This window comes from Leifsonia virtsii (genome assembly GCF_030433675.1).
Taxonomy (GTDB): domain Bacteria; phylum Actinomycetota; class Actinomycetes; order Actinomycetales; family Microbacteriaceae; genus Leifsonia; species Leifsonia virtsii.
The window spans coordinates 963,437-988,071 of the sequence record NZ_JAROCB010000002.1 but is presented as its reverse complement, the minus strand read 5'-3'; the positions used below and the strand labels follow the sequence as shown (position 1 = coordinate 988,071).

Sequence of the window (24,635 nt, the reverse complement as noted above, 5' to 3'; positions counted from 1 at the left end):
GCGCTCGGCCTCCTCGGCTGCGCGGCGGCGCTCCTCCGCGATCGCCTGCTCGCGGCGCGCGTGCGCGGCGGCCTCGGCGCGGGCGGCGGCGAGCTTCCGCTCCTCCGCGCGGCGCAGGATGCGCTGCTGCTCCGCCACGGTGCGCGCGGTCGCCTCCATGCGCACCTCGTCGGGCAGCTCGCTCGTCTCGGCCAGGATCCGCAGGGTCTGCTGCAGTCGCACGGCGTTCCGCTCGGTGGCGAGGTACTCGCGGCGCCTCAGCCACACCGGGACCAGATAGGCCAGCCAGAGCACGGCCGCGATCGCGACGACGACCCCACCGCCCATCACATCCCCGTTCATGCCTCTACGGTAGGGGCGGGGGACACCGGGCCCGTGTCACCTGCGGGGGTGTGTCACGGGTTCAGCGGTGCCGGGCCACCGGGAGCGGGACCGCGGCGGCGGCCCGATCCTCCGCCGGGATGTGCGCGGCGTCGGCCGGGACGTTCCCGTCGAGCCACCGGCGCAGCACGCCCTGGCTGAGCTCCTCCGTCACCAGGCCGAAGCAGAAGTGGTCGCGCCAGTCCCCGTTGATGTGGATGTAGCGGCGGCGCAGCCCCTCGTAGCGGAACCCGAGCTTCTCCACGACGCGCAGGCTCGGGCCGTTCTCGGGACGGATGCAGATCTCCATCCGGTGCAGGCCCAGCTGGTAGAAGCAGTAGTCGGTGGCGAGGGCGACCGCGGTCGGCGTGATGTTGCGCCCGGCGAACTCCTCCGCGATCCAGTAGCCGATGGTGGCGCTCGACAGCGACCCGTAGGCGATCGACGAGACGTTCAGCTGCCCGGCGAGCTGCCCGTCCCACTCCACGATGAACGGGAGGCCGTGCCCGGCTCGCGCGTTCGCCAGCAGCGACCGGATGCTCGCACGGGTGTCGAACGACCCGGGCGCGTACGGGCTCGTCGCCTCCCACTGGCGCAGCCAGCTGCGGTTGTCGAGCAGCGAGCGCTCGAGCGCGCGCGCGTCCCGCAACCGGATCGGACGCAACCCCACGCGACCCTCGGCGAGGGTCGGGATCACGATCGCCACGGGCTCTCCCTTCAGCAGTCCGTCAGTTGTCCCGCGCGGAGAGCGTCTGGATCGGACCGGTCGGGTCCGCCGGCATCTCCTCGACGAACTCCACCGGCTCGTCCTCCAGCTCGCTCGCGAACTCGCGCAGCCACGGCCGCAGCTCAGGGCCGAGGTCCTCCCGGTCGATCGCGAGGCGGATGATCGCCTTGATGTAGTCGAGCCGGTCGCCGGTGTCGTAGCGGCGGCCGCGGAACACGACTCCGTACACGCCGCCGGTCCAGTCCGGCGCCTCGGCCATCGACTGGAGGGCGTCGGTCAGCTGGATCTCGCCACCGCGGCCAGGCTCGGTGCGCTCCAGCACGTCGAACACCTCGGGGCGCAGCACATAGCGGCCGATGATGGCGTAGTTGGAGGGCGCGTGCTCCTTGTCGGGCTTCTCGACCAGGCCCGTGATGCGGACGACGTCGTCCTCATCGGTCTCCTCGACGGCGGCGGCGCCGTACAGGTGGATGGAGTCGGGGTCGACCTCGAGCAGGGCGACGACCGTCGCGTGGCGTTCGGCCTGCACCTGCAGCATCCGCTTGAGCAGGTCGTCGCGCGCGTCGATGATGTCGTCGCCGAGCAGCACCGCGAACGGCTCGCGTCCGACATGCATCTTGGCGCGGAGCACGGCGTGGCCGAGGCCCTTCGGGTCGCCCTGACGCACGTAGTGCATGTCGGCGAGGGCGGTCGAGTAGTTGACCTTCTCGAGCCGGTCGGTGTCGCCCTTCTTGACGAGGGTCTCCTCCAGCTCGGCGTTGCGGTCGAAGTGGTTCTCCAGCGCGTTCTTGTTGCGGCCGGTGATCATCAGGACGTCGTGCAGGCCGGCGTCGACCGCCTCCTCCACCACGTACTGGATGGCGGGCTTGTCCACGACCGGGAGCATCTCCTTCGGCATCGCCTTGGTCGCCGGGAGGAAGCGGGTGCCGAGTCCTGCGGCGGGGATCACTGCTTTCGTGACGCGGTCGTGATTAGCCATGCCGCCTACAGTATCCGCATTTCCGCGGAGCACACCGACGGCATCTCCTAGGATTGCCCTATGGACTCGGACACTGCCGCTCATCGCAAGCGCGCCCTGCGCGCCGAGCTCCGCGAGCGCCGGCAGAACCTCACCAGCACCGAGCGGCAGGCAGCGACGGCGGGTCTGACCCGCAACCTGGTCGACCTCGCGACCGACCTGTCGGCCCGCTCGGTCTCCGCCTACCTCTCCACGCAGATCGAGCCCGACACGCGTCCGTTCCTCAACTGGGCGCACGCCCAGGGCCTGCGCGTGCTGCTTCCGGTCTCCCGCGAGGACGGCCTGCTCGACTGGACCACCGGCGACGGCGAGTCCGAGACCGAGGGGCTGTTCGGCCTCCCGGAGGCGGTCGGCGAGCTGCTCGGTCCGATCGCGATCAACGACGTCGACCTGATCCTGGTCCCGGCGGCAGCGGTCGACGTGACCGGGATGCGGATGGGGTGGGGCCGGGGATACTTCGACAAGACCCTGGGGAGCATGGAAAAATGTCCCCCGGTGTACGCCGTCCTGTTCGACGGCGAACTCGTGGACGAGGTGCCGCGCGAGCGCCACGACCAGCCGGTGGACGGCGCGGTCACCCCGACCAGGATCGTCCAGTTCACCTGACCTCCCAGCGGGAAGAAGAATGCCCACCTACTCCTACTCGTGCCGCGACTGCGGCACCGCCTTCGACATCCAGCAGGCCTTCACCGACGACGCCCTCACCGTCTGCCCCACCTGCGGCGGCTCGCTCCGCAAGGTGTTCGGCACGGTCGGCGTGACGTTCAACGGCTCCGGCTTCTACCGCACCGACTCGCGCGGCGGGACGAAGAAGGCGGATTCGTCGTCCTCCACCTCCTCGTCGTCTTCGTCGTCCTCGTCCAGCTCCTCCAGCTCCTCGACCTCCTCGACCCCGTCGACGCCGTCGTCGGGCTCCGCCGCGTAGAAGGGTCCGTCTCGGCCATGATCAAAGGTTTCAAGGAGTTCATCCTCCGCGGGAACGTCATCGACCTGGCCGTCGCGGTCGTCATCGGCGCCGCGTTCACGGCGGTGGTGACCTCGATCGTCAATAACCTGATCAACCCTCTGCTCAACAGCTTCTTCGACGCGAAGTCGCTCGACACGGCTCTGGTCTTCACGATCAACAAGTCCGAGTTCCACATCGGCTCCATCATCGGCGCGATCATCAACTTCCTGATCGTGGCGGTCGTGGTGTACTTCGTGTTCGTGTTCCCGATGAACATGGCGAAGCAGCGCGCCGAGCGCCTGCGCAAGAAGGGCGTCGTCGAGCCGGAGGCGCCGGTCACCGAGCTCGACCTCCTCACCGAGATCCGCGACCTGCTCCAGGCGCAGCAGTCGCCGCCGCAGGCCGCCGGCAAGCACGCCGACCCGCTTCCCTGAGCCGTCCCTCCCAACGAGTTGCACGTCGTGGTCGCTAAAGCGCCGCGATAGCGACCACAAGGTGCAACTCACCAGTGGGGTGGGACGTCCCGGCGGAGGCGGTCGTCGTTGGAGGACCAGGTCGGGCGGTCGCCGTCGGCCGGACGCGAGGCGTCCTCGCGCGGCTCGACCTTCGGCGCCGGGTCGGTCCCGGGCGCGCCTGGCCGCTGCACGCGCCGGTGCTTGCGTCGTCCGGGAGTCTCGCTCACCCCTCCAGCCTAGAGCGAGAACCTAGAGCGTCGGCAGCGTGATCGGAGCCGTCTCCGGCTCCGGCTCGGGCTTGCCGATCAGCTTCGCGATGCGGCCGGCGACGGCGTCCGGGTCGGCGAACAGCTCGAAGCTGTGCACCCGGAGGTAGTGCCAGCCGAGACGGCGCAGCACGTCGGGCCGCAGGCGCAGCGACTCGCGGAGGCTGCCCTTCGACACGTCCGCGTCCGTCTCGACCACGACCGCACGGCCCTCGTTCGACGCCACCAGGGTCAGCTTGCCCCGGTAGCCGAGGTGCACGTCCAGCCCGCGGCGCGCCAGGCGCTTGGCCAGGTCGACCACCATCGGGTCGGCGTCCGGGCTCAGATACTCGGGGGCGGCGGCCTGCAGCTGGTCTGCCTCCCCCAGCACCTGCGCGAGCGCGGCGATGCCGTGGCGCATCCGGGACTCGTCGATGTCCTCCGGCTTGAAGCAGGAGACGATGTCCATGCCACGGCGTCCGCGGGTCATCCCGACGGCGAGCAGGCGGTCGCCGCCCGGCTCCGCCAGGGCGCCGAAGTTCGACAGCAGCCGGCCGTGCGGGGTTCGGCCGTAGCCGATGGAGAAGATGACGCGGTCGCGGCTCTGGCCGACCGACTGGTCCAGCGTCACCACCGTGAACGGCTCGGCGCGGTCGCCGAGGATGAAGTCGGCCAGCTCCGACCGCTTCGCGAACGCGGACAGCACGGCCTGGTTGACCCGCACCGCGTGCCGCTCGCTGGCGGTGATGACCATGAGAGACTCTCGCGGCCGCTCGGTGGCGTGCGCGAGCACGAGCTCCACGACCTTGGCCACCTCGGCGTCGGTCGACTCGACCGCGCCGGTGTCGCTGTCGGGCATGCCCTGGCCGCCGGAGACGTAGTGCAGGGCGAGGCTGCCGTGGCCGAGGTAGGTGCCGGCCCACGGGAGGGAGTCGATCATCCCGCCGTAGAAGCGGCGGTTGACGAGCTCGGCGAGGTCCTCCCCGCCGGCGCGGTAGCTGCGGCTGAGCGTGTAGACCGGGAGCAGCTCGGAGAGCCGTGCCAGCGCGGAGTCGGCGTGCAGCTCGTCCACGTCGGCCGGCTCGACCGTCGTGCCGTACTCGTGCACCCCGATGTCGAAGCGCGAGGGCGTCTGCGTCACCGGGTCGCCGAACGCGACGACCTGCCGTGCACGGCGGATGACGGGGACGTTCTCGGCGAGGGTCGAGGCGCCCGCATCCACCAGCAGCACCGCGTCGAAGCCGACCTCGCGGCCGATCGAGGACACCTCGTACGGCGAGATCAGCCAGACCGGGGCGAGCGGCCGCGCCAGGTGCGGCGCGGCCTCGGTGAGGGTCGTCGCGGTGGGCACGGCGCTCTTCAGCAGGCGCTTCAGCGCGGCCGCCTCGTCCGGCCAGTCGACGATGCCGATCTTCCAGGTCTCGGCGAGCATCCACGCCAGCTGCTTGCCGGTGGCGGAGGCGTGGGCCTCGTCGACCAGGCGGAAGTCGGCCTCCAGCCGGTCGAGCACCGCGGTGTTGGCGTTCAGCAGGGCTCGGTCGGAGGCGAGCAGCGACTCCAGCACCGACTGCCACCAGGCGAGCTCCAGCTCGGCGCTCACCTGCGTCTCGGGCACATGGCGGACGGAGAGGTCGGAGATCAGCGGGTCGAGCTCCCGCTCGCGCAGCTGGGTGAGCAGCGAGGTGCGCTCCTGCAGGTTGGCGAGCACCTCCGACTCGGCGGCGAGACCGGCGATCTGCCTGCTCAGCTCGTCGATGGGGAGCGCGGCCAGCGACTGCGGCGTCCCGGTGCGGCGCAGCGGGATGTCGAGGCGGGCCAGATCTTCGGCGACGCGCTGGTAGGCGACCTGCACATCTGCGATGCCGACCGGCACCTCGGGCACCACGCCCGCGACGGCGAACCGGTTCCACAGGATGCGCTGCTGCTGGATGCGCCGCAGGCTCTCGTTCAGGTCGGTCACGTGCACGCCGGGCCGCACGTACTCGAGCGCGTGCTTGCGCAGGCGGCGGCGGTTGGCGCTCGACATCGACGGCGACTCGCGACGGGACGCGGTGGCCGCGATGAGCTCGGTCAGCGACCGGTCGAACACCGACGGCGTGAACTTGTCGAGCGTCTCGCGGATGTCGAGCAGCAGCCGCAGGTAGACGCCCAGCTCCGCGATGGAGGCGAAGGGGCGCATCCGGGTCTGGCCGATGAGCGCGTTGGCGCGGTCGATCAGGCGCGGCAGCTCGGCGCGGTTGAGCTTCTTGGCCAGCTCGTGCGCCGCCTTGCCCTCCTCCGTGGTGGAGAAGGAGGCGCCGTACCAGGGCGAGTCGTTGGGGCCGTAGCGGAACTCGCCCAGGCGGGCCGCGCGGATGAGGGCGTCGGCGGAGGCGGCGCGGTCGCGCGCGAGGGCCTCGATCGCCCGGCGGCCGAGGCGTGCGGTCGTGGACGGCGGCGACGGCAGCAGCGACAGGCGCGACAGCTCGCGCAGCGCATCCAGCACCGACACCCGGAGCACGGGGTCGCGGCGGGTGAGGGCCGCGCGGTAGTCGACCAGCACCTTGCGCAGACGCACCAGCGCCTCGTCGACGTCGGTGACCTTGGGCTGCGTGGCCTTCTCGTTGCGGCCGATGGACTGCACGAGGTCGCGGCGGAGGGTGCGCGGCGTCACCGCGAGCCCCGGCAGGCCGGCCTTCGCCAGCCGCTGCGCGATGTCGTCGAGGCTGGAGCGCCGCGGGCTCACCACGAGCACGCGCTTGTGCTGCGCCACGAGCGCGCCGATGGCGTTCACGATCGTCTGCGTGCCGCCGGTGCCCGGCAGCGTCTTCACGACGAGGGAGTTGCCGGCGGCGATCTGGGCGACCACGTTCTCCTGCGCCTCGTCCGCGTCGAGCAGGAGGGTGTCGGTCGCCGGCGGGCGCTCGTCCTGGCGGATCGGCTCCACCGGGTTGAAGGCGCTCTCGACGGTCGTGCGCGCGGTCGGGTTGCCGGCCAGCGCATCCAGCAGGACGGTGTCGAGGTCCCGCGCCTCCTCGGTGAGCGCCGGGGCGACGTCGGCGAAGGAGGAGGCGACGAGCCGCGGCTGCACGTTGAACCACGGCAGGTGCGAGGTGAGACCGCGCAGCCGGTCGATCACCGGCTGCGGCTTGAAGACCCCGCCCTCCACGGCGAGCGCGACGAACGCGTCGGCGTCGAGGGTGATCTGGAACTGGTCGTTGAGGGCGCGCGCGAGCTCCGGGTTGAGGAAGGTGTGGCCCTTCAGCTTCAGCTCGAAGTCGCGGCCGTAGCGGCGGATGGCGAGAGGTCGCAGCAGGATCGGCGCCATGAACTCGTCGCCGCCGTGACGCCACTGCGCCAGGCCGATGGCGAGGTGGATGGACTCGATGCCGCGCACCGAGCGCAGCTCGATGCCTTTGGCCGTGATCGCATTGGCGGCCGCCCGGGCCGTGCGGAGCGCCAGCTCGTCGCGGATGAGGCTCGACAGCAGCGTGCTCTTGCCCGTGATGAACTGCGGGAGCCCGCCGGGGTGCGTGGTGCTGAGCTCGATGCGCGTGCGCGGGCTGTCCTCGAAGTGGAGCAGCGGCGAGGCGCCGCCGACGGCCGCGATCTCCTCGCGCCAGCGCCTCCAGACCGGGTCGGCGATGTTGCCGGCGACCAGCGCCGGATCGCCCAGGCTGAGCGTGTGGGGCGCGGTCGTCGTGCGCGGGTTCAGGGCGTCGTCTTCTGGGATGTCCGACGTCGCGTCGTCATCCTCGGTCTTCCTGTCCAGTCGCCACACACGGACACCCTACGTTCACTTCCGCGGAATCGCCGGGATTCCTGAGGGGTTTCGCGTCAATATCACGTGCGCAATGTCGGCACGCGAACGTCCCCATCCCGCAAGCGGACGCCCTGCGGTCAGGAGGAGGGGGACGGGGTGAGGGTGCCGTAGGGCTGCAGGGAGCCGGTGACGACCGGCACCTGGAGGCCGACCGTGTTGCCGGCGCTCGTCACGGTGACCGTCGTGAGCGAGCCGGGCTTCGCGTCCAGGCCCGTGACCGACGACAGGTCGTCCGGCGGATCGCCCAGCTGCCGGGTCTGCCGCGGCTTCAGCGTCACCGAGATGCTCTGGCCGCCCTGCGGCGAGAGCTGCACGTGCTGGGTGTCGCTCCCCTCGTTCACGAGGGTGACCACGAGGTTCGCCGTGTCGTCGCCGCCGCTGACCAGCACCGCGTTGCCGACGAAGACGTCGCCGACGGTCGCACTCGGCCCGACGCTCGCCTCCTCGATGTAGAGGGTGTCCTGCGGCGCCCACAGCGTGCACGCCGTGAGGCCCGTGAACGCGGCGCCTGCGAGCACGAGGGCCGTCACCGTGCGCCGCGCCGGCGTACGGCGGACCAGCGGGATGCGGAACGTCATCACTCACCTCCGGCGAGACCTCGGTGGCGCCACACTACTGGCCCCGCGCCCCGTTATGGAAGACGCTTCTCACGCCGAAGCGCCAGCACCCCGATCACGCCGCACACGAGGTACAGCGACGCCTGGAAGTCGAGGATCGGGACGATGTCGCCGCCGTCCGCGAGCAGGCCGCCGAGCAGCAGGCCGAGCCCCTGGGCGGCCCCGTCGACCGTGGTCATGGCCGCGATCACCCGGCCGAGCGCACGCGGCGGCACGATGGTCTGCACCAGCGTGATCTCGCCGGTGGCCGTCGTCACCGACGGCAGCCCCATCGCTATGAACAGCCCGGCGTAGACCCAGAGCGCGGTGGTGAAGGGCGCGAGGTTCCAGGCGAGCAGCGACAGGATCCCGAATACCAGGTAGCCGCCGCCGACGAGCGACCGCGGTCCGAGGCGTCGCGCGAGCCAGCCGGTGACGAGACCGCCGAGCACGCCGCCGATGGCCTGCACGCCGCGGATGATGCCGGCGCCGGTGTCCCCCGCGCCGAGGTTCTGCGTGACGTACACCAGGAAGAGCACCAGGAAGAGACCCTGCGCCACGCCGCCCAGCGCGGCGATGAGGGCGAGCACGCGGAGCGTACCCGAGCGGGCGATCAGGGCGAGGCCCTCGACCCACTCGCGCAGGATGCGGCGCTCCGCCGCGACCGGCTCCTCCCCTTCCGCGTCGGGTGCGGCCGGTGGATGCGGCCTGCTGATCGCGACGAGCACCGCCGTCACGAGGTAGGTCGCGGCGTCGGCGATGACGACTCCAGGCAGACCCCACAGCGCGAACGCGAGACCGCCGATCGGCGAGCCGATCAACCGGGCGAGGCTGTCGCTCACGGCGACGAGCGCGTTGCCGCGGGCGAGCTGGTCCGGGCCGACCAGCTGCGGGATCATCGCCTGCCTGGCCGGGTTGATGATCGCGCCGAGCACCGCCTCCACGCCGGCGACCGCATAGACGATGCCCATGGTGTCGGCGGTCGCGAACAGCAGCGGCAGCAGCAGCACACCCTGAAGCAGCGCGACGACGATGATGGTCTTCCGGTGATCCCAGCGGTCGACCAGGACCCCGAGGAAACTGCCGAGGAGCAGCATCGGCACGAGCTCCACCAGGAAGACGGTGGAGGCGCCGAGGGCCGAGCCGGTCGCCGAGAGAGCGAACAGCGGCAGCGCGATCATCAGCAGCCAGTCGCCGGTGTCGGAGACGAGGCCCGCCGTCCAGATCAGCGCGAAGTCGCGGCGGAACAGCGGCGAGCGCGAGCGGGTCGGCCGCGCTGCGGGGGCGGGGGCGGTGGTCACGGCACGTCATCCCCTTCCGCGGCGTCAGCCGCGGAGGCATCGGCCGCGCGGGCCGCGGCGTCGGCGTCGGGGTGGCGGAAGGCGTTTAGGTGCAGCGCGACGACATCGCTTTCGGCCGGGGCGTCGTCGCGGGTGAGGGCGATGTAGGGGCGGATGAGCGCATCCAGCCTCTCCCCCAGCTCGCGCAGCTCGGCGGGCGTCAACCGAAGGGCGTAGCCGAAGAGCATGCTCGCCTCGCGCCACTCGACCGGCTGGTCGTCGCGCTGCGCGATCGACCGGTGGATCAGGGCGGCCTCGTCGTCGACCTGCTGATCGGCCAGGGCGCGCTCGACGGTGTCCGAGCCGATCGCGAACTCCGGGTCCTCCGACCGCCCGAAGGTCAGCCCGGTGGAGGCGGACCGCCAGGGGCGCTCGCGGCCGTCCTCCGCATCCACCGCCTCCACCAGCCCGACCTTGGCGAGCGCGCGCAGGTGGTAGCTGCAGTTGGACGGGGTGGAGCCGACCACCGCGGCGCACTCGCTCGCGGTGCGCGGGCCGAACGACATGAGGTGGTCGAGCAGCGCGAGGCGCAGCGGGTGCGCGAGGGCGCGCAGCGCACGCGGGTCGGTGACGGTGGTCCGGCGCTCCGGTCTGCCCGATGTGAAAGACATGTTTCAGATTGTCGCGCGGCCCCTCTTTCACGTCAAGCGGGAATGCCCGCCGAAGGAGGAGACTTATTGATGGATATGAACGAACCCACCCGAGCGAGCGTCGGCTTCCGATCGGAACGCGGCCCCATCCTGATCGCCCTCATGCTGACGACCGGGCTGGTGGCGATCGACTCCACGATCCTCGCGACGGCGGTCCCCTCGATCGTGCAGGACCTGGGCGGCTTCGCGCAGTTCCCGTGGCTGTTCTCCGTCTACCTGCTGGCGCAGGCCGTCTCGGTGCCGGTGTACGCCAAGCTGGCCGACACGGTCGGCCGCAAGCCCATCGTGCTGATCGGCATCGCGCTGTTCCTCATCGGGTCGGTGCTCTGCGGCTTCGCCTGGAGCATGCCCGCGCTGATCGCGTTCCGCGCCATCCAGGGGCTCGGCGCCGGCGCCATCCAGCCGATGTCGATGACCATCGCCGGCGACATCTACACCGTCGCCGAGCGCGCCAAGACCCAGGGCTACCTGGCGAGCGTGTGGGCGATCTCCTCCGTCGTCGGACCGACCCTCGGCGGCGTCTTCTCGCAGTTCCTCTCGTGGCGGTGGATCTTCTTCGTCAACGTGCCCCTCTGCCTGCTGGCGGCGTGGATGCTGATCCGCACCTTCCACGAGAGCATCGAACGCCGCAAGCACCGCATCGACTACGCGGGCGCCGCCCTCCTCACCGGCGGTATGACCCTCCTCATCCTCGCGGTGCTGGAGGGCGGCCAGGCCTGGGCGTGGGACTCGGTCTGGAGCATCGGCTCGTTCGCCCTCGGCGGCGCGCTGCTCGTCGCCTTCGTGCTGGTGGAGCGGAAGGCGGCCGAGCCGGTGCTTCCGCTGTGGGTGTTCTCCCGCCGACTGCTGGTCACGACGACGCTCATCTCGCTCGGCGTCGGCGCCATCCTGATCGGGCTCACCTCGTACGTGCCGACCTACCTGGAGGGCACGACCGGCGCCGCGCCCATCGTCTCCGGTCTCGCCGTGGCGGCGCTGACCCTCGGCTGGCCGATCGCCGCCAGCCTCTCGGGCCGGTTCTACCTGCGCATCGGGTTCCGCAACACGGCGCTGCTCGGGACGGTGATCGCCATCGTCGGCGCGAGCACTCTCGCGCTGACCTCCCTGACGCCGTCGGTGCTGTTCGTCGCCGTGAGCTGCTTCGTCGTCGGCCTCGGGATGGGTCTGATCGCCGCGCCGACGCTCATCGCCGCGCAGTCGAGCGTGCCGTGGAACGAGCGCGGCGTCGTCACCGGCAGCAATATGTTCGCCCGGTCGATCGGCAGCGCGGTCGGCGTGGCCGTGTTCGGCGCGATCGCCAACGCCATCATCGGCTCGTCGGCGGCCGGCGCGCACGATGCTGCGACCATCCAGGCGGCGTCCACGGCGGTGTTCGTCGCGGTCGCTGTCGCGGCGGTGCTGACCATCGTCGCCGGGCTGGCGATGCCGCGGTCACGCGTGGAGGATGTGGAGCTCGGGAGGGCGCAGGCCGCGGCCGAGTGAGCCGGCCCCGGTAGACCTAGCGAGCTCAGGTGGGGATGCGGGTCAGCTGCACGAACTCGTTGTAGGTGAACGCCTTCCCGGCGAACCGCGGGAGCGGGAACGAGTACTGCCGTTCGACCGCCAGTCCGGCGCGGTCCGCCAGCCGGCGCAGGCCGTCGAAGTCGGTGAACGACACGTGCGTGTGGTCGCTTGCGTAGCCGCGCTCCTGAGGGGTGATGAACATCACCCGGCCACCGCGCCGGATGTACGGCAGGTACGTCCGGACGAGTTCGACCGCGAAGTCCGGATCCACGTGCTCCACCACGTGCGCCAGTAGCATCGAGTCGAACGCACCCGGGACCGCGTACCCGCTCGTAGGGAACTCGTCGCTGGTGAACGCGGTGAGCCCGCGCGCCCGCGCGATCGCCACCGACTCGGGGTTGTGGTCCACCCCGACGCCGTTGTTGCCCACGTGCGCGAGATTGCGGCCCAGACCGCTGCCGACGTCCAGGACGCGTCCCAGGTGGTGCCGCCGGATGTTCCAGCGGTAGGGCGCCTGCACGTTCAGCGTGCGGCGCCACCACGACGCGTCCAGGCGCCGGAGGCGCTCGGCGTAGTCGGAGCCGGCAGTGCCGCGACCGTCGTTCGTCGCGCCCTCGGCGCGCTCGGACCGCTCGGACATCAGCGTCGCCCCCGCGTGCGTTTCATGGGCTCAACGGTAGGGCCTCCTCCTCCGGGTTCCAAGCCCACAGCCGCGCGGCCCTACTCGCAGCCGATCCCGTCCCCGTCGCGGTCGAGGTCGTAGATGTCGGTGCCCACCACGGTCACGGGTCCCTGCACGTAGGCGGGACCGTTGCCGCTGCCGCCCGCGCAGTCGACGTCGCTCGCGATCGGCACGCAGGCTCCCGAGTAGTTCGGGTCGCAATTGCCGCCCGGCGCGGGTGCAGGTGCAGGTGCGGGCGCCACGGCAGGCGGGGGTGCGGGCTGGCGGGTTCCGACGCTCGTCACCTGATCGACGGGAGGCGTGGTGACCGCGTCCGAGACCAGTTCGCGGGCCGTCTCGACGCCGTCGACGTAGGTGACGCGGTACGTCTTGGTCTTGACGCCGTTCTGGCCGTTCGTCGTGACGGCGGTCCAGCCGACGTCGTGCGTCGCATCCTCGACGGTGGTCGCAGCGAAGGGGATGGCCTCGTCGGCCGTCTCGGTTCGCACCTCGGGAGTGGGCATCGGAGTGGGGGTGGGGCTCGGGCTGGCGGGTGCCGTCGCGGCAATTTCCGAGGTCGAGGCCGCCGGGTGGCTCGCGGCGTTGGCCGCGATCCCGACCCCCAGGACCAGGGCCCCGCCCAGTCCGATCGCCGCCCACGTCTTCGCCCCCGGTCGCGCCACCTGGTCCGCCTCTCTCGTCGCCAGTCCCCCTGGCCGTCAGGCCGATGCTAGGGAAACTGAGTAGTCCTCGCCTATCCCGCGAACAGGGGGTGGCAGCGCCGGCACAGCGGGTTCAAAGCAAATCCCCCCTACGATCGTGGGGAGAACTGTCCACTGTTCGATGGGATGAGCTGAATGGCAACTGGCAGGGGATCGACAGGTCCGACCAAACGCGACCGCCGCGAGGAGGCGCGCGAGACCGCCAGGAGGATGCGCGAAGAAGAGGCCAAGAAGGCGAAGCGGCGCAAGATCGTCGTCCAGAGCTCCGTCATCGTCGGCGTCATCGCGGTGCTCGCCATCATCGGCGTCGTGATCTTCACGACCGTCGGCACCGGGGGCGGCGCGGCCGCCAACCCGAAGAACATGGCCAGCGGCGGCATCGTGCTGACCGCCCCCGACAAGGCGGTCTCCACCCCCGCCATCAAGAGCGGCGCACAGCCGACGCCGACCAAGATGGAGCTCGACGGCAAGACCGCGCACATCCAGATCTGGCTCGACTACCAGTGCCCCTACTGCGACCAGTTCGAGACCACGAACGACGACCAGATCAAGCAGTGGCTGAGCGACGGCTCGGCGACGCTCGAGATCCACCCCGTGGCGATCCTCGACAGCGCGCAGAACCAGCAGTACTCGACCCGGGCGGGAGCCGCGGCGTCGTGCGTGGCCAACTCCGAGCCGAGCAAGTTCTGGGACATCAACTCGGCGCTGTTCGCCAAGCAGCCCGACGAGCAGACCGGCACCGGGCTCACCAACTCCGAGATCCTCTCGATCTTCAAGGATGCCGGAGTGGACTCGAAGGCCGTCACCGACTGCGTCAACAAGCAGACCTTCGCCGACTTCGTGACCAACATGACGTCCGACGCGACGAAGAACTCGCAGCTGAAGAACCCCACGTCCGGAGGCTTCGGCACTCCGACCGTGTTCGTGAACGGCGAGCGCTACCAGGGCGGCTTCACCGACGCGGCCCAGTTCGCCGCCTTCAAGGACGCCGCGGTCAAGGACGCCGGCTCGGGCAAGACCATCACCTTCCCGACCTCCAACTGACCGAAGTCCCCAGCCATCAGTTCCGGAGTTCTTCGACCGAATCCCCGCGATTCGCTCGAAGAACTCCGGAGCTGTTTGCGTGGGGGCGGGGGTAGGGTGCGTGGGGAAGCGAGGCGGCGAGAGGGAGGCTGCGCATGGAGCGGATTCCGGAGGACGGGGTCGACGACGTCGAGATCGGCGAGACCGACGCGGGCGAGACCCCCGGCTGGTCCGATCCGGCCGACGGCGACGTGGACTACGCGCTGAACGACCCGGAGGCCGAGGCCGACTTCGCCGACGAACTGGTCACCAACGACGCGGTCGCCGGCGAGACGATCTGGTCCGGCCCGGGCGACGGCAACGACGGCCCGACCGGCGGCCAGGCACGCGAGGCCGAGCCTGTCTACGACGAGCACGGCGATGAGCCGGAGGAGGACGGCGTCCTGACCGAGGACGACGTGGAGGAAGAGGGGATCTAGCCCAGCGCGTCGACGACGCCGCGGGCGCTCCGCTCCAGGAAACCGACGATCTCCTCCGACGGCAGGTCGGTGCCGATCGCGCTCTCGACGAGCGCCTCCTCGGCGAAGGCGATCCACGACCGCAGCGCGATGCGCAGCATCGGGGTGTCCGCCGCGCCGAGCTCCAGGAACACGGCCACGACGCGCTCCGCCTGCTCGGCGCGCGCCTCCTCGACCACCTGGCGCACCTCCGTGTCCCCCGACGCGACACCGCGCACCAGGGAGTAGAAGGTGCCGCTGTGCTCGCGCACGAACGCGACGATCCGCTCCAGCGTGTCGTGCAGCCGGTCGAGCGGCGGGAGGCCGTCGACCGGCTCCGTCGCGTGCAGCATGGCGTCGCGAGCCGTGCGCACGACCTCCCGGTGCAGCCCCTGCTTCGACCCGAAGTAGTGGAACAGGAGGCCGCGTGAGACGCCCGCGCGCGCGGACAGGTCGTCGATCGTCAGCTGGTCCAGCGGGTTGTCGGCGAGGAACGCCACCCCGAGCGCAACCAGCTGCGCTCGACGCTCGTCCGGCGTCAACCGCGTGCGCCGGTCGTTCTCCATGCATCGACCCTATCCACTTCGCTCAAGCGAACGGTGTGCGCCCGCAACTATTGACACACGGTCAATAACGTCTAAGCTCGCATCTGGACCTGACTGCGGCGTTGCTGTCAAGTCCCCCGAACAGGAGGATCGATGAAGTTCCGAAAGCTCGCCGGTTCGCACGCCGGACGGATCGTTCTCGCCGCCGTCCCCGTCGCGATCGTCTCCACGGTTCTCATGACCGGCGTCGCGCAGGGCGCCGTGCCCGTGTCGTTCGCCGTCTCCGGCAGCCAGTTCCAGATCAGCGCGACCAAGCTCGACGGCACCGGCTTCTCGCAGTACGCCGGCGTCGCGCCGGACACCGCGGGCAAGGACCACCAGGTCGCCATCGCGAACATCAAGTCGGCGACGCTCTCCGACCTCTGCCAGGCGGTCGTCACCGACACCCCGCTCGGCAAGGTGGGCATGCTCATCACCGCGGGCGGCGGCGGCACCCCCGCCTCCGCGTCCGACCTGCAGATCGGGATGACGGACCTCAAGGGCGACTCCGAGTTCCACAACATCCGCATCGGCGTCGACGCCTCGACCGTGAACACCACGGCGAAGGGCGCAGCGGGCGACTTCGCACAGGATGCCGACACCGTCACCATCACGAACCTCCAGCAGACCGCGTGGAGCACCCAGGCCTCCGTCTTCACCCTCAACGGCATGCACGTGCAGCTGACCGACGGCTCGAAGGGATGCTTCTGATCGTGGCCGCGCACGCCACCCGGCAGGGCACAGCGGACGGGACGGACGCCCCAGCCCCCGGCGCCCGCGCGCGGTTCCGCGCCTGGCGCCGCAGCCGGCCGTTCTGGGGCGGACTGCTCACCGCGCTCGGCGGCGTCGAGATGTTCTTCTCCGGGCAGCTCGACATCGGCAAGATCCACGTGCAGCTCGGGATCGAGGGGCTGCAGGCGACGATCATCCCGGTCCTTCTGGTGGTGCTCGGCGTGCTCGTGATCGCGATGCCGGCGCACCGCATCTTCTACGGCATCATCGCGCTCGCGGTGGCGGTCTACTCCCTGGTCGGCGTGAACCTCGGCGGCTTCTTCATCGGGATGCTGCTGAGCTGCGTCGGCGGTGTGCTGACCGTCGCGTGGATGCCGGCGAAGGCAGAGCTGGACGCCGAACCGGAATCACCGGGCGAGCTCGACGGCGATGCTGCCTTGGACGCCGCGGCCGCGGACACCGTCGCGGGCGACGACGGCGCCGCCGACGCCGCCGAGCCCGCCGACCCGGCGAAGGGCGCGATCGCGTGAGGCGCCGCCGCTCGGGGTTCGTCGCCGGGGCGCTGATCGCCTGCGTGGCCGCGTCGCTCGCCGGCCTCGGCGCCGCGCGCGTGCCCACGACCGCGCACACCGCCTGGTGCATCCCCCTGTTCATGTCGTGCAGCTCGCCGAGCCCGACCCCCACCCCGACGCCCACTCCGACGAGCGGTGTCCCGGGCGTCCCGACGCTCCCTCTGCCCGGCTCCCCCGCCGTGCCCGGCGCGCCGACCCCGACGCCCACCCCGACCGCCCCCGCGGCCCCGGCAGGCCCGGACGCCGGCGCCCCCGTCTTCACCCAGCCCCCGGCGCAGCTGGGCAGCAGCTCGCTGTCGTTCTCCGGTCTGAAGGGGATCAGCGTCGTGACGGTCCCGCTGGCCGACGGCAGCCGCATCCCGGTGCTGAAGATCTCCGCCGACAGCATCACCATCGACGGGTTCAGTCTGACCGTGCGCAAGGACACCGGCCCGAAGCTGGCGACCACCGCCGACCAGATGGCGCTGCGCGGCAACGTGCAGGTCTACCTGGACTCGGTGACCGCCACGGGACCCGACGGCAAGGGCATCACGCTCGGCGCCTCCACCCCTCCCCCGGCCGACGGACTGCCGCCGCAGCTGCTGCGCGTCACCCTGGGCCTCGTCGGAGTGACCGCGGACAGCATCCACTTCACCGCGCCGCACCAGCACCTCACCGAGTAGCGCCGATCCATGGGTCGCGACACGCCGTCAGCGCCCAGCCATAACGGCGTGTTGCGCCCCGTGGATGCGCGCTCGCAGGGTCAGCGGCCGGACTCCCGCCGCAGCCGGCGCCGTTCGCGGCGGGACAGCGCGGCGTACGCCTCCTGCTGGGCGCGGCGGGCCTCCTCCGCCTGACGGAGGCGCTCGCGGCGACGGTCATGCCAGCGCTCGACCTCGGCGTCGACGTCACGGGTCGGGGTCACGACCGGCGGCCCGCCCTGCAGCTGCCGGCGCGCCTCCACGATCCGGCGGTTGAAGCTCTCGAGGTGCTCCCGCACCGTCGCCTCGGAGCCCAGCCGGTCCAGCCGGTCCTCCAGCTCCTTGTCCTCGGTGCGCAGCAGGAGCGCGGGCGGGCCGAGCCCGGTCAGCTGCTCGCGCTCGATCTTGCGCCGGATCCACCAGTCGGGATCGTGCGTGCCGGTCAGCCCGGGAAGCGGCTTGCCCGCGCCGGGCAGGTCGTCGAAGTCGCCGCGGCGGATCGCCTGCTGGATGGCCGTCTCGACGATCTGGGCGCGCTGGTCCATGCTCGGCTGGCCCGCGTTCGCCTCCTCGACCGTCTCGCCCCGCGCCTCCGCATCACGGCGCAGGCGGTAGCGCGCGGCCTCGACGAGGGGATCCGACTCGCCGGCCGCGCGACGCTGCTCGTCGCGGTTGCGGGCCATGCCTTCAGCCTACGCTCGGCCGCCGACGGTGAACCCGACGTGAACGTCCGGAGACGAACTGGGGCACCCGGTTGACTTCGTGCCGAATCCGTTTAATGTGTGCACTAAGCAACCGGATGGCAGGCTGAACCGCAGGGGGCGGGCAGCTGTACTGCATTCCCGGTGCGCCGGCGGTCGGCTCTTTCGGGTGGAGCCGACCGCCGCACCTTCTTCCAGCGCCTCCTCTTCCCCGCTACGCTGACGCGGGTGACCGATGACGAGCACCTCCGGGTCGTCCGCGAACGCTTCGACGACCGCGCGCCCACCTACGACGAGAGCGCCATGCACCGCGGCCTGGCCGCGGCCGTCGCCGCCTTCGCCGACCTCGACGGCGTGGAGGCGGTGCTCGACGTCGCGACCGGCACCGGGCTCGTGCTTCGTGCCCTCCGCGACCGCGGCTACGACGGCTCCGCGGCCGGCGTCGACCTGGCGCCGCGCATGATCGACGAGGCCCGCCGCCACCTCCCGGAGGCCGACCTGCTCGTCGGCGACGCGACGCGCCTCCCGTTCGCCGACGACACCTTCGACCTGGCGACCTGCGTTACGGGCCTGCAGCTGTTCCCGGATCCCGGCGCCGCCATCGCCGAGTGGGCGCGCGTGCTGCGACCCGGCGGACGCGCGATCACGGCGACGTTCCTCGCCTTCGACCGGTCGCGCCACCAGGCCGCGCCGCCGCCCGCCTTCATCGACCACATCCCATTCGACTCGGTCGAGCACCTCTCCGCGACCGTCGCACCCGCCGGCTTCGCGGTCGGCCGCACCGACACGTGGACCGACGGCGCCGACGAGGTGCTCATCGCCGAGCTGACGCGGAGCGCTGAAGCGAGCGTCACCCCGTGAGCCGGCACCCTCTCGCCAGAGCGTTGGCGACTGCCGCCGCTCTGGGGACGGTCGCGCTGGCGAGCGTCGCACTGACCGCCTGCACCACCACCGCGACGGCGCACACGCCGACACCGGCGGCCTCCGTCTCGACGGCCGACTGGCCGACCGCCCGGCTCTTCCACGTCGGCCGCGCGACCATGGAGCTGGAGATGCCGACGGGGGCGCGGTCGCTGCGGGTCGACTTCTCCTGCACCGCCGGGCTCTTCGCGGTGGCTCCTGCTCTCGGCGGCATCGACACCCGCTCGGGGACGTGCGGCGGCGCGCAGACCTTCGACTTCGATCTCGGCCACACGTATCCCGGAACCCGGGTGCGGGTCGACCTGACCGTACCCGACGACAGCCGGTTCGCTGCCACTCTCGCGTTCAGCCCACGCCCGTTCGTCCCGGACCAGGCGACCAAGAAGCAGTGCGCAGAGCTCTCGACGATCACCGAGGCGTTCTGGAACGCCGACCAGGCGCACGAGCACGGCGATCTCACGGATGCGGGCTGGGCCCAGAAGACCGCCGATGCCAAAACACGACTCGCCACCCTGTCCGAGTCGACGCAGCGCGACGGCGCGTCCGCAGGCTTACTGGGACCGGTCATCCCGCAGCTGGCGGCCTGGCTGACCGGCGACGGCGACCACCCGGGCGGGCTCCTGCACGCTCCGCTCGGCGATTTCACCGCCGCCGACAGCCTGGCCGGTCAGATCTGCGAGTCGAACGGCACGCCGATCATCGTCAACTCGTCCTACGGCGGCTGACCCTCAGGCGACGGACCGCCCGAACCACCGCTGTAGCGCCTCCACCAGTCCCGCCTGGTCGTCGCCCGCCCACGCCACATGGCCGTCGGGCCGCAGCAGCACGGCCGGCGCCTCCAGTCCCTCCGCCGGCTCGGCGACCAGGTCGACGCGGTCCGTCCAGCCGTCGAGCGACAGCGCGCCGGTCTCATCGAGCAGCAGCCCGCGTCCGTCGCGCATCCGCTCGTAGAGGCGGCCGTGGGTCAGCGGGAGGTCGCGCATCCGGCGACCGACCAGCCCGTCGCCGCCCAGGTCGTAGCGCACCCCGGTTCCCGCGATCTTCTCGGCGAAGAACCGCGCGACGTCGTCGAACTCCATCAGCTCGGTGAGCAGCCGCCGCACCGCCTGCGGGCCGGGCGCCGGGTCGATCAGCTCGCTCTGCGCGCGCGTGACCGTGAGCACCTGCTCCGCCGCCGGGTGTCGCTCGGCGAAGTACGTGTCGAGCAGCCCCTCCGGAGCCCGGCCGCTCAGCTCGGCCGCGAGTTTCCAGCCGAGGTTGAACGCGTCCTGGATGCCGAGGTTCAGCCCCTGCCCGCCGAGCGGCGGGTGCACGTGCGTGGCGTCGCCCGCAATCAGCACGCGGCCCACCCGGTAGCGGTCGGCGAGCCGGGTCGCGTCGGTGAAGCGCGACAGGGACCTGGGCGAGTGGAGGCCGAAGTCGGTGCCCGCGTAGGCGCGCAGCTGCTCCCGGAACTCCTCCAGGGACGAAGGCGTCGTCCGGTCCTCCGACACGGTTGCTGCCGGGACGACCGCACGGTAGCGTCCCTCCCCCGCCGGCCCGATCCCGAAGCCGCGGTGCGTCTTCCGCACCTCCTCCGAGATCGCCGCGATCTCCTCCGCCGACGCCGTCACCTCCACCTCTCCCAGGATCCACTCCGTGGTCGGCGCCTCACCCGGGAACCCGATCCCGAGCGTGCGCCGGGTGAGGCTGCGGCCGCCGTCGCAGCCGACCATCCACCGCGCGCGCAGCCGCTCGCCGTCGGCCAGCGACACGGTGACGCCCTCGTCGTCCTGTTCGAAACCGGCGACCTCCGCACCGCGGCGGAGCTGCGCGCCGAGTTCCGCCGCGTGCTCGGCGAGCAGCCGGTCGGTGACCGGCTGCGGGAGGCCCAGGGTGTACCCGTGCGCGGTGTCGAGCACGACCGGGCGCGGCGCCGGGATGCCCGCGAAGCTGCCGATGCCCGGGTAGCGGGTGCCGAGCTCCAGGAACCGGTCGAGCAGTCCGCGCTGGTCCATGATCTCCAGGCTCCGCGCGTGCAGCCCGAGCGACCGCACCAGCTGCGTCGGCTCCGCGTCCCGTTCCAGCACCAGCACGTCGGCGCCGTGCAGCCGCAGCTCGGCGGCCAGCATCATCCCCGTCGGGCCCCCGCCCACGATGATCGTGTCGTACACGTGTTCCGTCATCCTTGCCCCGTTCCTCGCGCCGGAAGATCGTCGGATTCCGGCCGCGACCAGCCATTCTGGTGGATGCGGGGGCCCTTGCCGCAAGCCCCCGCCCGTCCGGTATCCTGGAAATGCGGGAGGGGCCGGAACGTCAGTCCGCCGCCCGCTCGCTCCACTCCTCGGCGAGGAGCCCGAGCACGATGTCGTCCAGGAACTCGCCCATCACCCACGACGACGACCGCAGCCGTCCTTCGCGCACGAAGCCGTTGCGCTCCGCCGCCCGCAGCATCGCGTGGTTGTCCTCCAGCGTCTCCAGCTGCAGCCGCCGCAGCCCGCGCACGACGAAGCCGTACCGGCACAGCAGCGCCACCGTCTCGGTGCCGTACCCCTTGCCGCGCGCGGCGGGCACAAGCCCGAGGCCCAGATGGGCGTTGCGGTTGTGCGTGTCGATCCCCCACACCGTCGCGCTGCCGATGAGGGCGCCGCTGCCGAGCTCCACCACCGAGAACGCCACGACTCCGTCGTTCGACGGGTCCGGCTTCAGCCGCGGGTCGTCCGCCCACGGCACCACCGGGCGCCAGGGTCCACTTTCCGCGCGCGAGGAGCCCGCGACGTCCTCGTAGAGCTCCGTCAGCAGGATGGGGATGTCCTCTTCGTGCCGGGCGCGCAGCCCGACCGTGGTGCCGGTCAGCATGACTCCTGTCTAGCGGACGCGGCGGCCGGCCGCGAGCGGCGAGCGCGCCTGCGCCCTTACCTCACCGGGCGTCCACCCCGGCCCCCTCCACCCGCCGCACCGACACGACCTCGACGTGGAGCTCGTCCAGCAGCTCGAGCAGGCCCAGCAGCGCGGCCTGGTCGGCCACGGCGCCGACGATCCGCGTGCAGCCGTGCCGCGCGGCCGTGCAGGAGAAGCCGTGCAGCTCGCCGACCTGCTGCAAGAGGCAGCCGGGGTTGCCCTCCACGACGACTTCCACGCGCCGACCCGCCATCCGGAACCTCGTCCTTCCGTGTGCTCTCTTGCGCATGATCCGGCATCGGGAGGAGGCTGTCGTCACCCTTATAGGATGACTTCTATTCACGTATCCCGAAGTCCGATCACGGGAGCCCGGATGCCAGACCGCAGCCCAATTCCGGTGCACGCGGTCTCCCGGCCCGGCCTGTTGAAGCTGCTGGACGCGGGCGTCCGCTCGCCCCTGACCGTCGTCATCGCACCGGCCGGTTCGGGCAAGACGGTGCTGCTGTCGCAGTGGGTGCAGTCGCGTCCCGATCTCGCCTTCGTCTGGTTCGAGGTGTCCGACATCGACCGGGACACCGTGCGGTTCGCCCGCCGGTTCGCCTCCGCGCTCTCGCACGCGCACCCGGGCATCGCCTCCCTGCTGCCTGCACCGGAGGCGACCGGAGGCCTCGGCGAGGCCTACCTCGATGCGGTGGTCGGCGCGCTCTCGGACGTCGACGGCGAGGTCGTGATCGTCGTGGACGACGTGCAGAGGCTGCGCAACCCCGCACTCGTCGACGACCTGTGGAAGCTGGCCGACCTCCTCCCGCCGAACGCGCACCTGGTGCTCTCCTCCCGCGTCGACACCGGGATGCGGCTGACCCAGCACCGCCTGCGCCACTCGCTGGTCGAGATCCGGCAACGCGATCTGCGTTTCGACGACGACGATGCCGCTCGCCTGCTCGGTCTGCTGAGCGGCGGCGAGGTTCCCGCCCGCACGGCCGCCCTGGTGCGCGAGCACACGGACGGCTGGGCCGCGGGCGTGCAGCTCGCCGGCCTCACGCTGCGGTCGCGTCCGGACGACGACCTGCTGGCGAGCATCGCCGAGAGCGACCGGCTGATCGTCGACTACCTGGGCGAGGAGGTGCTGGACGCGCAGCCGCCGCAGCTGCGGGAGGCCCTGCTGCGGCTGTCGGTGCCGGACGAGCTCCACCCCGACCTCGTCCCCCTGCTCGCCGGCGACGGCCTCGCGCCGGACCTGCTGCGCGAGCTGGAGCGCGAGTCCATGTTCCTCACGGCGCGGCCGGAGCGGCCCGGGTGGTTCGCCTTCCATCCCCTTTTCCGCAACCTGATGCGGTTGAGGCTGCGGGTCGAGCATCCCGGGCTGGAGGAGACGCTGCTCGTGCGGCTCGCGGAGTGGTCGAGGGAGCGCGACGACTCGGTGACCGCCGTGCAGGCACTGCTGCGCGCCCGGCAGTGGGAGGACGCCCTGCGGCTCGTGCTCGCCACCGGGCGCGAGGCGTTCGAGGTCGGCTACTCCGCCACCCTCGTGCGCTGGTTGTCCGCCGTCCCCGCCGAGGTGCGGCGCGCCGACCCGCAGGCGGAGGTGCTGTACGGCATCGCCCTCGGTATCAGCGGCCACGCCAGAGAGGCCGTGGAGCTCCTCCGCATCGTCGCCGACCGCACCGACCTGGACGACGGGATCCGGACGATCGCCCGCGGCTACCTGGCCGCCGGGGTCCAGTTCGTCCCGGCCGCCGAGACGCTGCTGGCGGACGGCGTGATGGCGCTGGCGGCGCTCGACGCGGATCCCGGAATGACGCTGCCCGACATCATGCAGCTGACCCAGCGCGAGCCGCTGTATGCGCTCACGTTGGCCTCCGTCGCGCGTGCGGAGCTGTTCCTCGGCCGGCTCGCGCAGGCAGAGGAGCGGCTCGACCGGATGCTGGCCTCGCCGGGCGCCCTCTACGCGCCTTACCGCATCCACGCGCTCGGCAGCCGTGCAATGGTCGATGCGCTGAGCGGGAGGCTGGCCGCCGCGACCGCGCGCGCCGACGAGGCGCTGCAGCTGGCCGCGGAGACGGGACTGCGCGAGCACCAGTCCACCGGCGACCCGCACCTCGCCCTCGCCCTCGTCGCCGCCCGCCGCGGCGCGCCCGAGTCCGGGGCGCTGTCGCTGCGGGAGGGTGTGCTGCGCGCCACCGGGAACGCCCGCCACCAGTTGCTCTGGCTGGCCGTGCTCGCGGAGCGCCTGTCCGCCCCATCCGGAGCCACCGAAGTGGAGGAGCCGCCCACCCCCGCGCCGCCCGTGGTGCAGGTGGAGCTGGACGCCGTCCGGCTGCGCGCCGCCCGCCAGTCCGGCCAGCCGGAGCCCGCCCACGAGACACCGGAGGGATGGTCCTCCGTCGCGTTCGAGGAGGTCGCCGCCCGGCTCGCGCGCGGCGACGTGACCGCCGCGGGACGCCGCCTCCGGGATGCGCTCCACTCCGACCCGTCGCCGACCCTGATCGGCCAGGTCGAGCAGGAGCTCGCGCTCGGCTGGTTCCAGGCGGCCTCCGGCGACCGTGCTGCGTCGGAGCGGCACCTCGTCCGCGCCCTCTCGCTCGCCGAGCCGGAGCAGCTGCTCGGCCCCTTCCTCGCCGCGGGCCGTCCGGTCGCAGCGCTCATCGAGTCCCTCCCCGGCGCCCCGAACGCGTTCCGCCGCCACGTCGTCCGCACCGCCGGACTGGTCGGCCACGGCGGCGCCGACGAGCTCCCGGAGCCGCTCACCCGCCGCGAGCTCGCCATCCTGGCGTACCTGCCGACCCGGCTGTCGAACGCCGAGATCGCGGCGCGCGCGTACGTGTCGCTGAACACCGTGAAGACCCATATCGCCCGCATCTACCGGAAGCTGGACGTGCAGTCCCGCTCCGCCGCCGTCGACCGCGCCGCCGACCTGGGCCTGCTGGAGCCGCTGGGCACCGGCGACGCGCTCTGAGCGCGGGTGCGCCCTCCCGTCACCCGAATCACCCGCAGGGTCACCCTCGCCGGGTGACGCCGCC

Annotated in this window: 26 protein-coding genes and 1 pseudogene; 12 read left to right on the top strand and 15 right to left on the bottom strand. The window is 71.8% G+C overall.

What is annotated here, in order from left to right:
- From P5G59_RS10780 to galU, 3 genes and pseudogenes are all read right to left on the bottom strand, one after another.
- A pseudogene (locus tag P5G59_RS10780) lies at positions 1-342 on the bottom strand (hypothetical protein); the annotation flags it as partial.
- A 61-nt stretch (positions 343-403) separates the two neighbouring features.
- Entirely contained in the window at positions 404-1,066 is a 663-nt protein-coding gene (locus P5G59_RS10775; protein ID WP_301218778.1) for a GNAT family N-acetyltransferase, read from the bottom strand.
- A gap of 22 nt (positions 1,067-1,088) precedes the next feature.
- Entirely contained in the window at positions 1,089-2,066 is a 978-nt protein-coding gene (gene galU, locus P5G59_RS10770; protein WP_301218776.1) for a UTP--glucose-1-phosphate uridylyltransferase GalU, read from the bottom strand.
- 60 nt (positions 2,067-2,126) lie between these two features.
- On the opposite strand from galU, the gene P5G59_RS10765 reads away from it, so the two are divergent.
- The 3 genes from P5G59_RS10765 to mscL are packed head-to-tail and all read left to right on the top strand — an operon-like array spanning position 2,127 to position 3,485.
- Positions 2,127-2,711, top strand: a complete 585-nt coding sequence (locus P5G59_RS10765) for a 5-formyltetrahydrofolate cyclo-ligase (RefSeq protein ID WP_301218774.1) — start codon at positions 2,127-2,129, stop codon at positions 2,709-2,711.
- Between the two features lie 19 nt (positions 2,712-2,730).
- Positions 2,731-3,030: an FmdB family zinc ribbon protein gene (locus tag P5G59_RS10760; protein WP_301218772.1), complete on the top strand. Its 300-nt coding sequence runs from the start codon at positions 2,731-2,733 to the stop codon at positions 3,028-3,030.
- A gap of 17 nt (positions 3,031-3,047) precedes the next feature.
- On the top strand, positions 3,048-3,485 hold the full coding sequence (gene mscL / locus P5G59_RS10755) for a large-conductance mechanosensitive channel protein MscL (protein WP_301218770.1): 438 nt from the start codon (positions 3,048-3,050) through the stop codon (positions 3,483-3,485).
- A 68-nt stretch (positions 3,486-3,553) separates the two neighbouring features.
- Here the strand turns inward: mscL and P5G59_RS10750 are convergent, their stop codons facing one another.
- The 5 genes from P5G59_RS10750 to P5G59_RS10730 all read right to left on the bottom strand — a co-directional run bounded on the left by P5G59_RS10750 (position 3,554) and on the right by P5G59_RS10730 (position 10,100).
- The gene (locus tag P5G59_RS10750; protein ID WP_301218768.1) at positions 3,554-3,733 is read right to left on the bottom strand and encodes a hypothetical protein; all 180 of its coding nucleotides are present in this window, start codon (positions 3,731-3,733) and stop codon (positions 3,554-3,556) included.
- Positions 3,734-3,755: 22 nt separating this feature from the next.
- The gene (locus tag P5G59_RS10745) at positions 3,756-7,511 is read right to left on the bottom strand and encodes an AAA family ATPase (RefSeq protein ID WP_301218767.1); all 3,756 of its coding nucleotides are present in this window, start codon (positions 7,509-7,511) and stop codon (positions 3,756-3,758) included.
- 119 nt (positions 7,512-7,630) lie between these two features.
- Positions 7,631-8,131 carry a hypothetical protein gene (locus P5G59_RS10740; RefSeq protein ID WP_301218765.1) on the bottom strand — a complete coding sequence of 167 codons (501 nt, stop codon included), beginning with the start codon at positions 8,129-8,131 and terminating at the stop codon, positions 7,631-7,633.
- A 53-nt stretch (positions 8,132-8,184) separates the two neighbouring features.
- Positions 8,185-9,450 carry an MFS transporter gene (locus P5G59_RS10735; RefSeq protein WP_301218763.1) on the bottom strand — a complete coding sequence of 422 codons (1,266 nt, stop codon included), beginning with the start codon at positions 9,448-9,450 and terminating at the stop codon, positions 8,185-8,187.
- Positions 9,447-10,100: a helix-turn-helix domain-containing protein gene (locus P5G59_RS10730; protein WP_301218760.1), complete on the bottom strand. Its 654-nt coding sequence runs from the start codon at positions 10,098-10,100 to the stop codon at positions 9,447-9,449. The genes P5G59_RS10735 and P5G59_RS10730 overlap by 4 nt, the downstream gene beginning before the upstream one ends.
- Before the next feature lie 75 nt (positions 10,101-10,175).
- Here P5G59_RS10730 and P5G59_RS10725 point away from each other — a divergent pair, with 75 nt between their 5' ends.
- Positions 10,176-11,621, top strand: coding sequence for an MDR family MFS transporter (locus P5G59_RS10725; protein WP_301218830.1), 1,446 nt, complete (start codon positions 10,176-10,178; stop codon positions 11,619-11,621).
- 25 nt (positions 11,622-11,646) lie between these two features.
- Here the strand turns inward: P5G59_RS10725 and P5G59_RS10720 are convergent, their stop codons facing one another.
- Positions 11,647-12,282, bottom strand: coding sequence for a class I SAM-dependent methyltransferase (locus P5G59_RS10720; RefSeq protein ID WP_301218758.1), 636 nt, complete (start codon positions 12,280-12,282; stop codon positions 11,647-11,649).
- Positions 12,283-12,362: 80 nt separating this feature from the next.
- On the bottom strand, positions 12,363-12,986 hold the full coding sequence (locus P5G59_RS10715) for a G5 domain-containing protein (protein WP_301218757.1): 624 nt from the start codon (positions 12,984-12,986) through the stop codon (positions 12,363-12,365).
- Between the two features lie 174 nt (positions 12,987-13,160).
- Here P5G59_RS10715 and P5G59_RS10710 point away from each other — a divergent pair, with 174 nt between their 5' ends.
- On the top strand, positions 13,161-14,069 hold the full coding sequence (locus P5G59_RS10710; RefSeq protein WP_301218755.1) for a DsbA family protein: 909 nt from the start codon (positions 13,161-13,163) through the stop codon (positions 14,067-14,069).
- A 134-nt stretch (positions 14,070-14,203) separates the two neighbouring features.
- Entirely contained in the window at positions 14,204-14,527 is a 324-nt protein-coding gene (locus P5G59_RS10705) for a hypothetical protein (RefSeq protein ID WP_301218753.1), read from the top strand.
- Here P5G59_RS10705 and P5G59_RS10700 read toward each other — a convergent pair.
- Positions 14,524-15,111: a TetR/AcrR family transcriptional regulator gene (locus P5G59_RS10700; protein WP_301218751.1), complete on the bottom strand. Its 588-nt coding sequence runs from the start codon at positions 15,109-15,111 to the stop codon at positions 14,524-14,526. The genes P5G59_RS10705 and P5G59_RS10700 overlap by 4 nt on opposite strands.
- A 132-nt stretch (positions 15,112-15,243) precedes the next feature.
- Here P5G59_RS10700 and P5G59_RS10695 point away from each other — a divergent pair, with 132 nt between their 5' ends.
- Genes P5G59_RS10695 through P5G59_RS10685 form a run of 3 tightly spaced genes read left to right on the top strand, consistent with a single transcriptional unit; the run spans position 15,244 to position 17,095 of the window.
- Positions 15,244-15,840: a DUF6230 family protein gene (locus tag P5G59_RS10695; RefSeq protein ID WP_301218749.1), complete on the top strand. Its 597-nt coding sequence runs from the start codon at positions 15,244-15,246 to the stop codon at positions 15,838-15,840.
- Positions 15,831-16,391 carry a DUF6114 domain-containing protein gene (locus tag P5G59_RS10690; RefSeq protein ID WP_301218747.1) on the top strand — a complete coding sequence of 187 codons (561 nt, stop codon included), beginning with the start codon at positions 15,831-15,833 and terminating at the stop codon, positions 16,389-16,391. The genes P5G59_RS10695 and P5G59_RS10690 overlap by 10 nt, the downstream gene beginning before the upstream one ends.
- The gene (locus P5G59_RS10685) at positions 16,388-17,095 is read left to right on the top strand and encodes a hypothetical protein (protein ID WP_301218745.1); all 708 of its coding nucleotides are present in this window, start codon (positions 16,388-16,390) and stop codon (positions 17,093-17,095) included. Before P5G59_RS10690 ends, P5G59_RS10685 begins: the two co-directional genes overlap by 4 nt.
- Positions 17,096-17,175: 80 nt before the next feature.
- Here the strand turns inward: P5G59_RS10685 and P5G59_RS10680 are convergent, their stop codons facing one another.
- Positions 17,176-17,796 carry a DnaJ family domain-containing protein gene (locus tag P5G59_RS10680; protein ID WP_301218743.1) on the bottom strand — a complete coding sequence of 207 codons (621 nt, stop codon included), beginning with the start codon at positions 17,794-17,796 and terminating at the stop codon, positions 17,176-17,178.
- A gap of 246 nt (positions 17,797-18,042) precedes the next feature.
- Between P5G59_RS10680 and P5G59_RS10675 the strand changes: the two genes are divergently transcribed.
- Together P5G59_RS10675 and P5G59_RS10670 are read left to right on the top strand one after the other, a co-directional pair.
- The gene (locus tag P5G59_RS10675) at positions 18,043-18,675 is read left to right on the top strand and encodes a class I SAM-dependent methyltransferase (RefSeq protein ID WP_301218741.1); all 633 of its coding nucleotides are present in this window, start codon (positions 18,043-18,045) and stop codon (positions 18,673-18,675) included.
- Positions 18,672-19,460 (top strand): hypothetical protein, encoded by a 789-nt coding sequence (locus P5G59_RS10670; RefSeq protein ID WP_301218740.1) that lies wholly within the window; start codon positions 18,672-18,674, stop codon positions 19,458-19,460. Before P5G59_RS10675 ends, P5G59_RS10670 begins: the two co-directional genes overlap by 4 nt.
- Positions 19,461-19,463: 3 nt before the next feature.
- Here P5G59_RS10670 and P5G59_RS10665 read toward each other — a convergent pair whose 3' ends face one another.
- The 3 genes from P5G59_RS10665 to P5G59_RS10655 all read right to left on the bottom strand — a co-directional run bounded on the left by P5G59_RS10665 (position 19,464) and on the right by P5G59_RS10655 (position 21,853).
- On the bottom strand, positions 19,464-20,900 hold the full coding sequence (locus P5G59_RS10665; RefSeq protein WP_301218738.1) for an FAD-dependent monooxygenase: 1,437 nt from the start codon (positions 20,898-20,900) through the stop codon (positions 19,464-19,466).
- Between the two features lie 130 nt (positions 20,901-21,030).
- Positions 21,031-21,573: a GNAT family N-acetyltransferase gene (locus P5G59_RS10660; RefSeq protein WP_301218736.1), complete on the bottom strand. Its 543-nt coding sequence runs from the start codon at positions 21,571-21,573 to the stop codon at positions 21,031-21,033.
- Between the two features lie 61 nt (positions 21,574-21,634).
- A complete protein-coding gene (locus tag P5G59_RS10655; protein ID WP_301218734.1) occupies positions 21,635-21,853 on the bottom strand; it encodes a hypothetical protein in 219 nt (72 codons plus the stop codon).
- Positions 21,854-21,988: 135 nt separating this feature from the next.
- Here P5G59_RS10655 and P5G59_RS10650 point away from each other — a divergent pair, with 135 nt between their 5' ends.
- Positions 21,989-24,571 (top strand): winged helix-turn-helix domain-containing protein, encoded by a 2,583-nt coding sequence (locus P5G59_RS10650; protein ID WP_301218732.1) that lies wholly within the window; start codon positions 21,989-21,991, stop codon positions 24,569-24,571.
- The last annotated feature ends 64 nt before the right edge of the window (positions 24,572-24,635 follow it).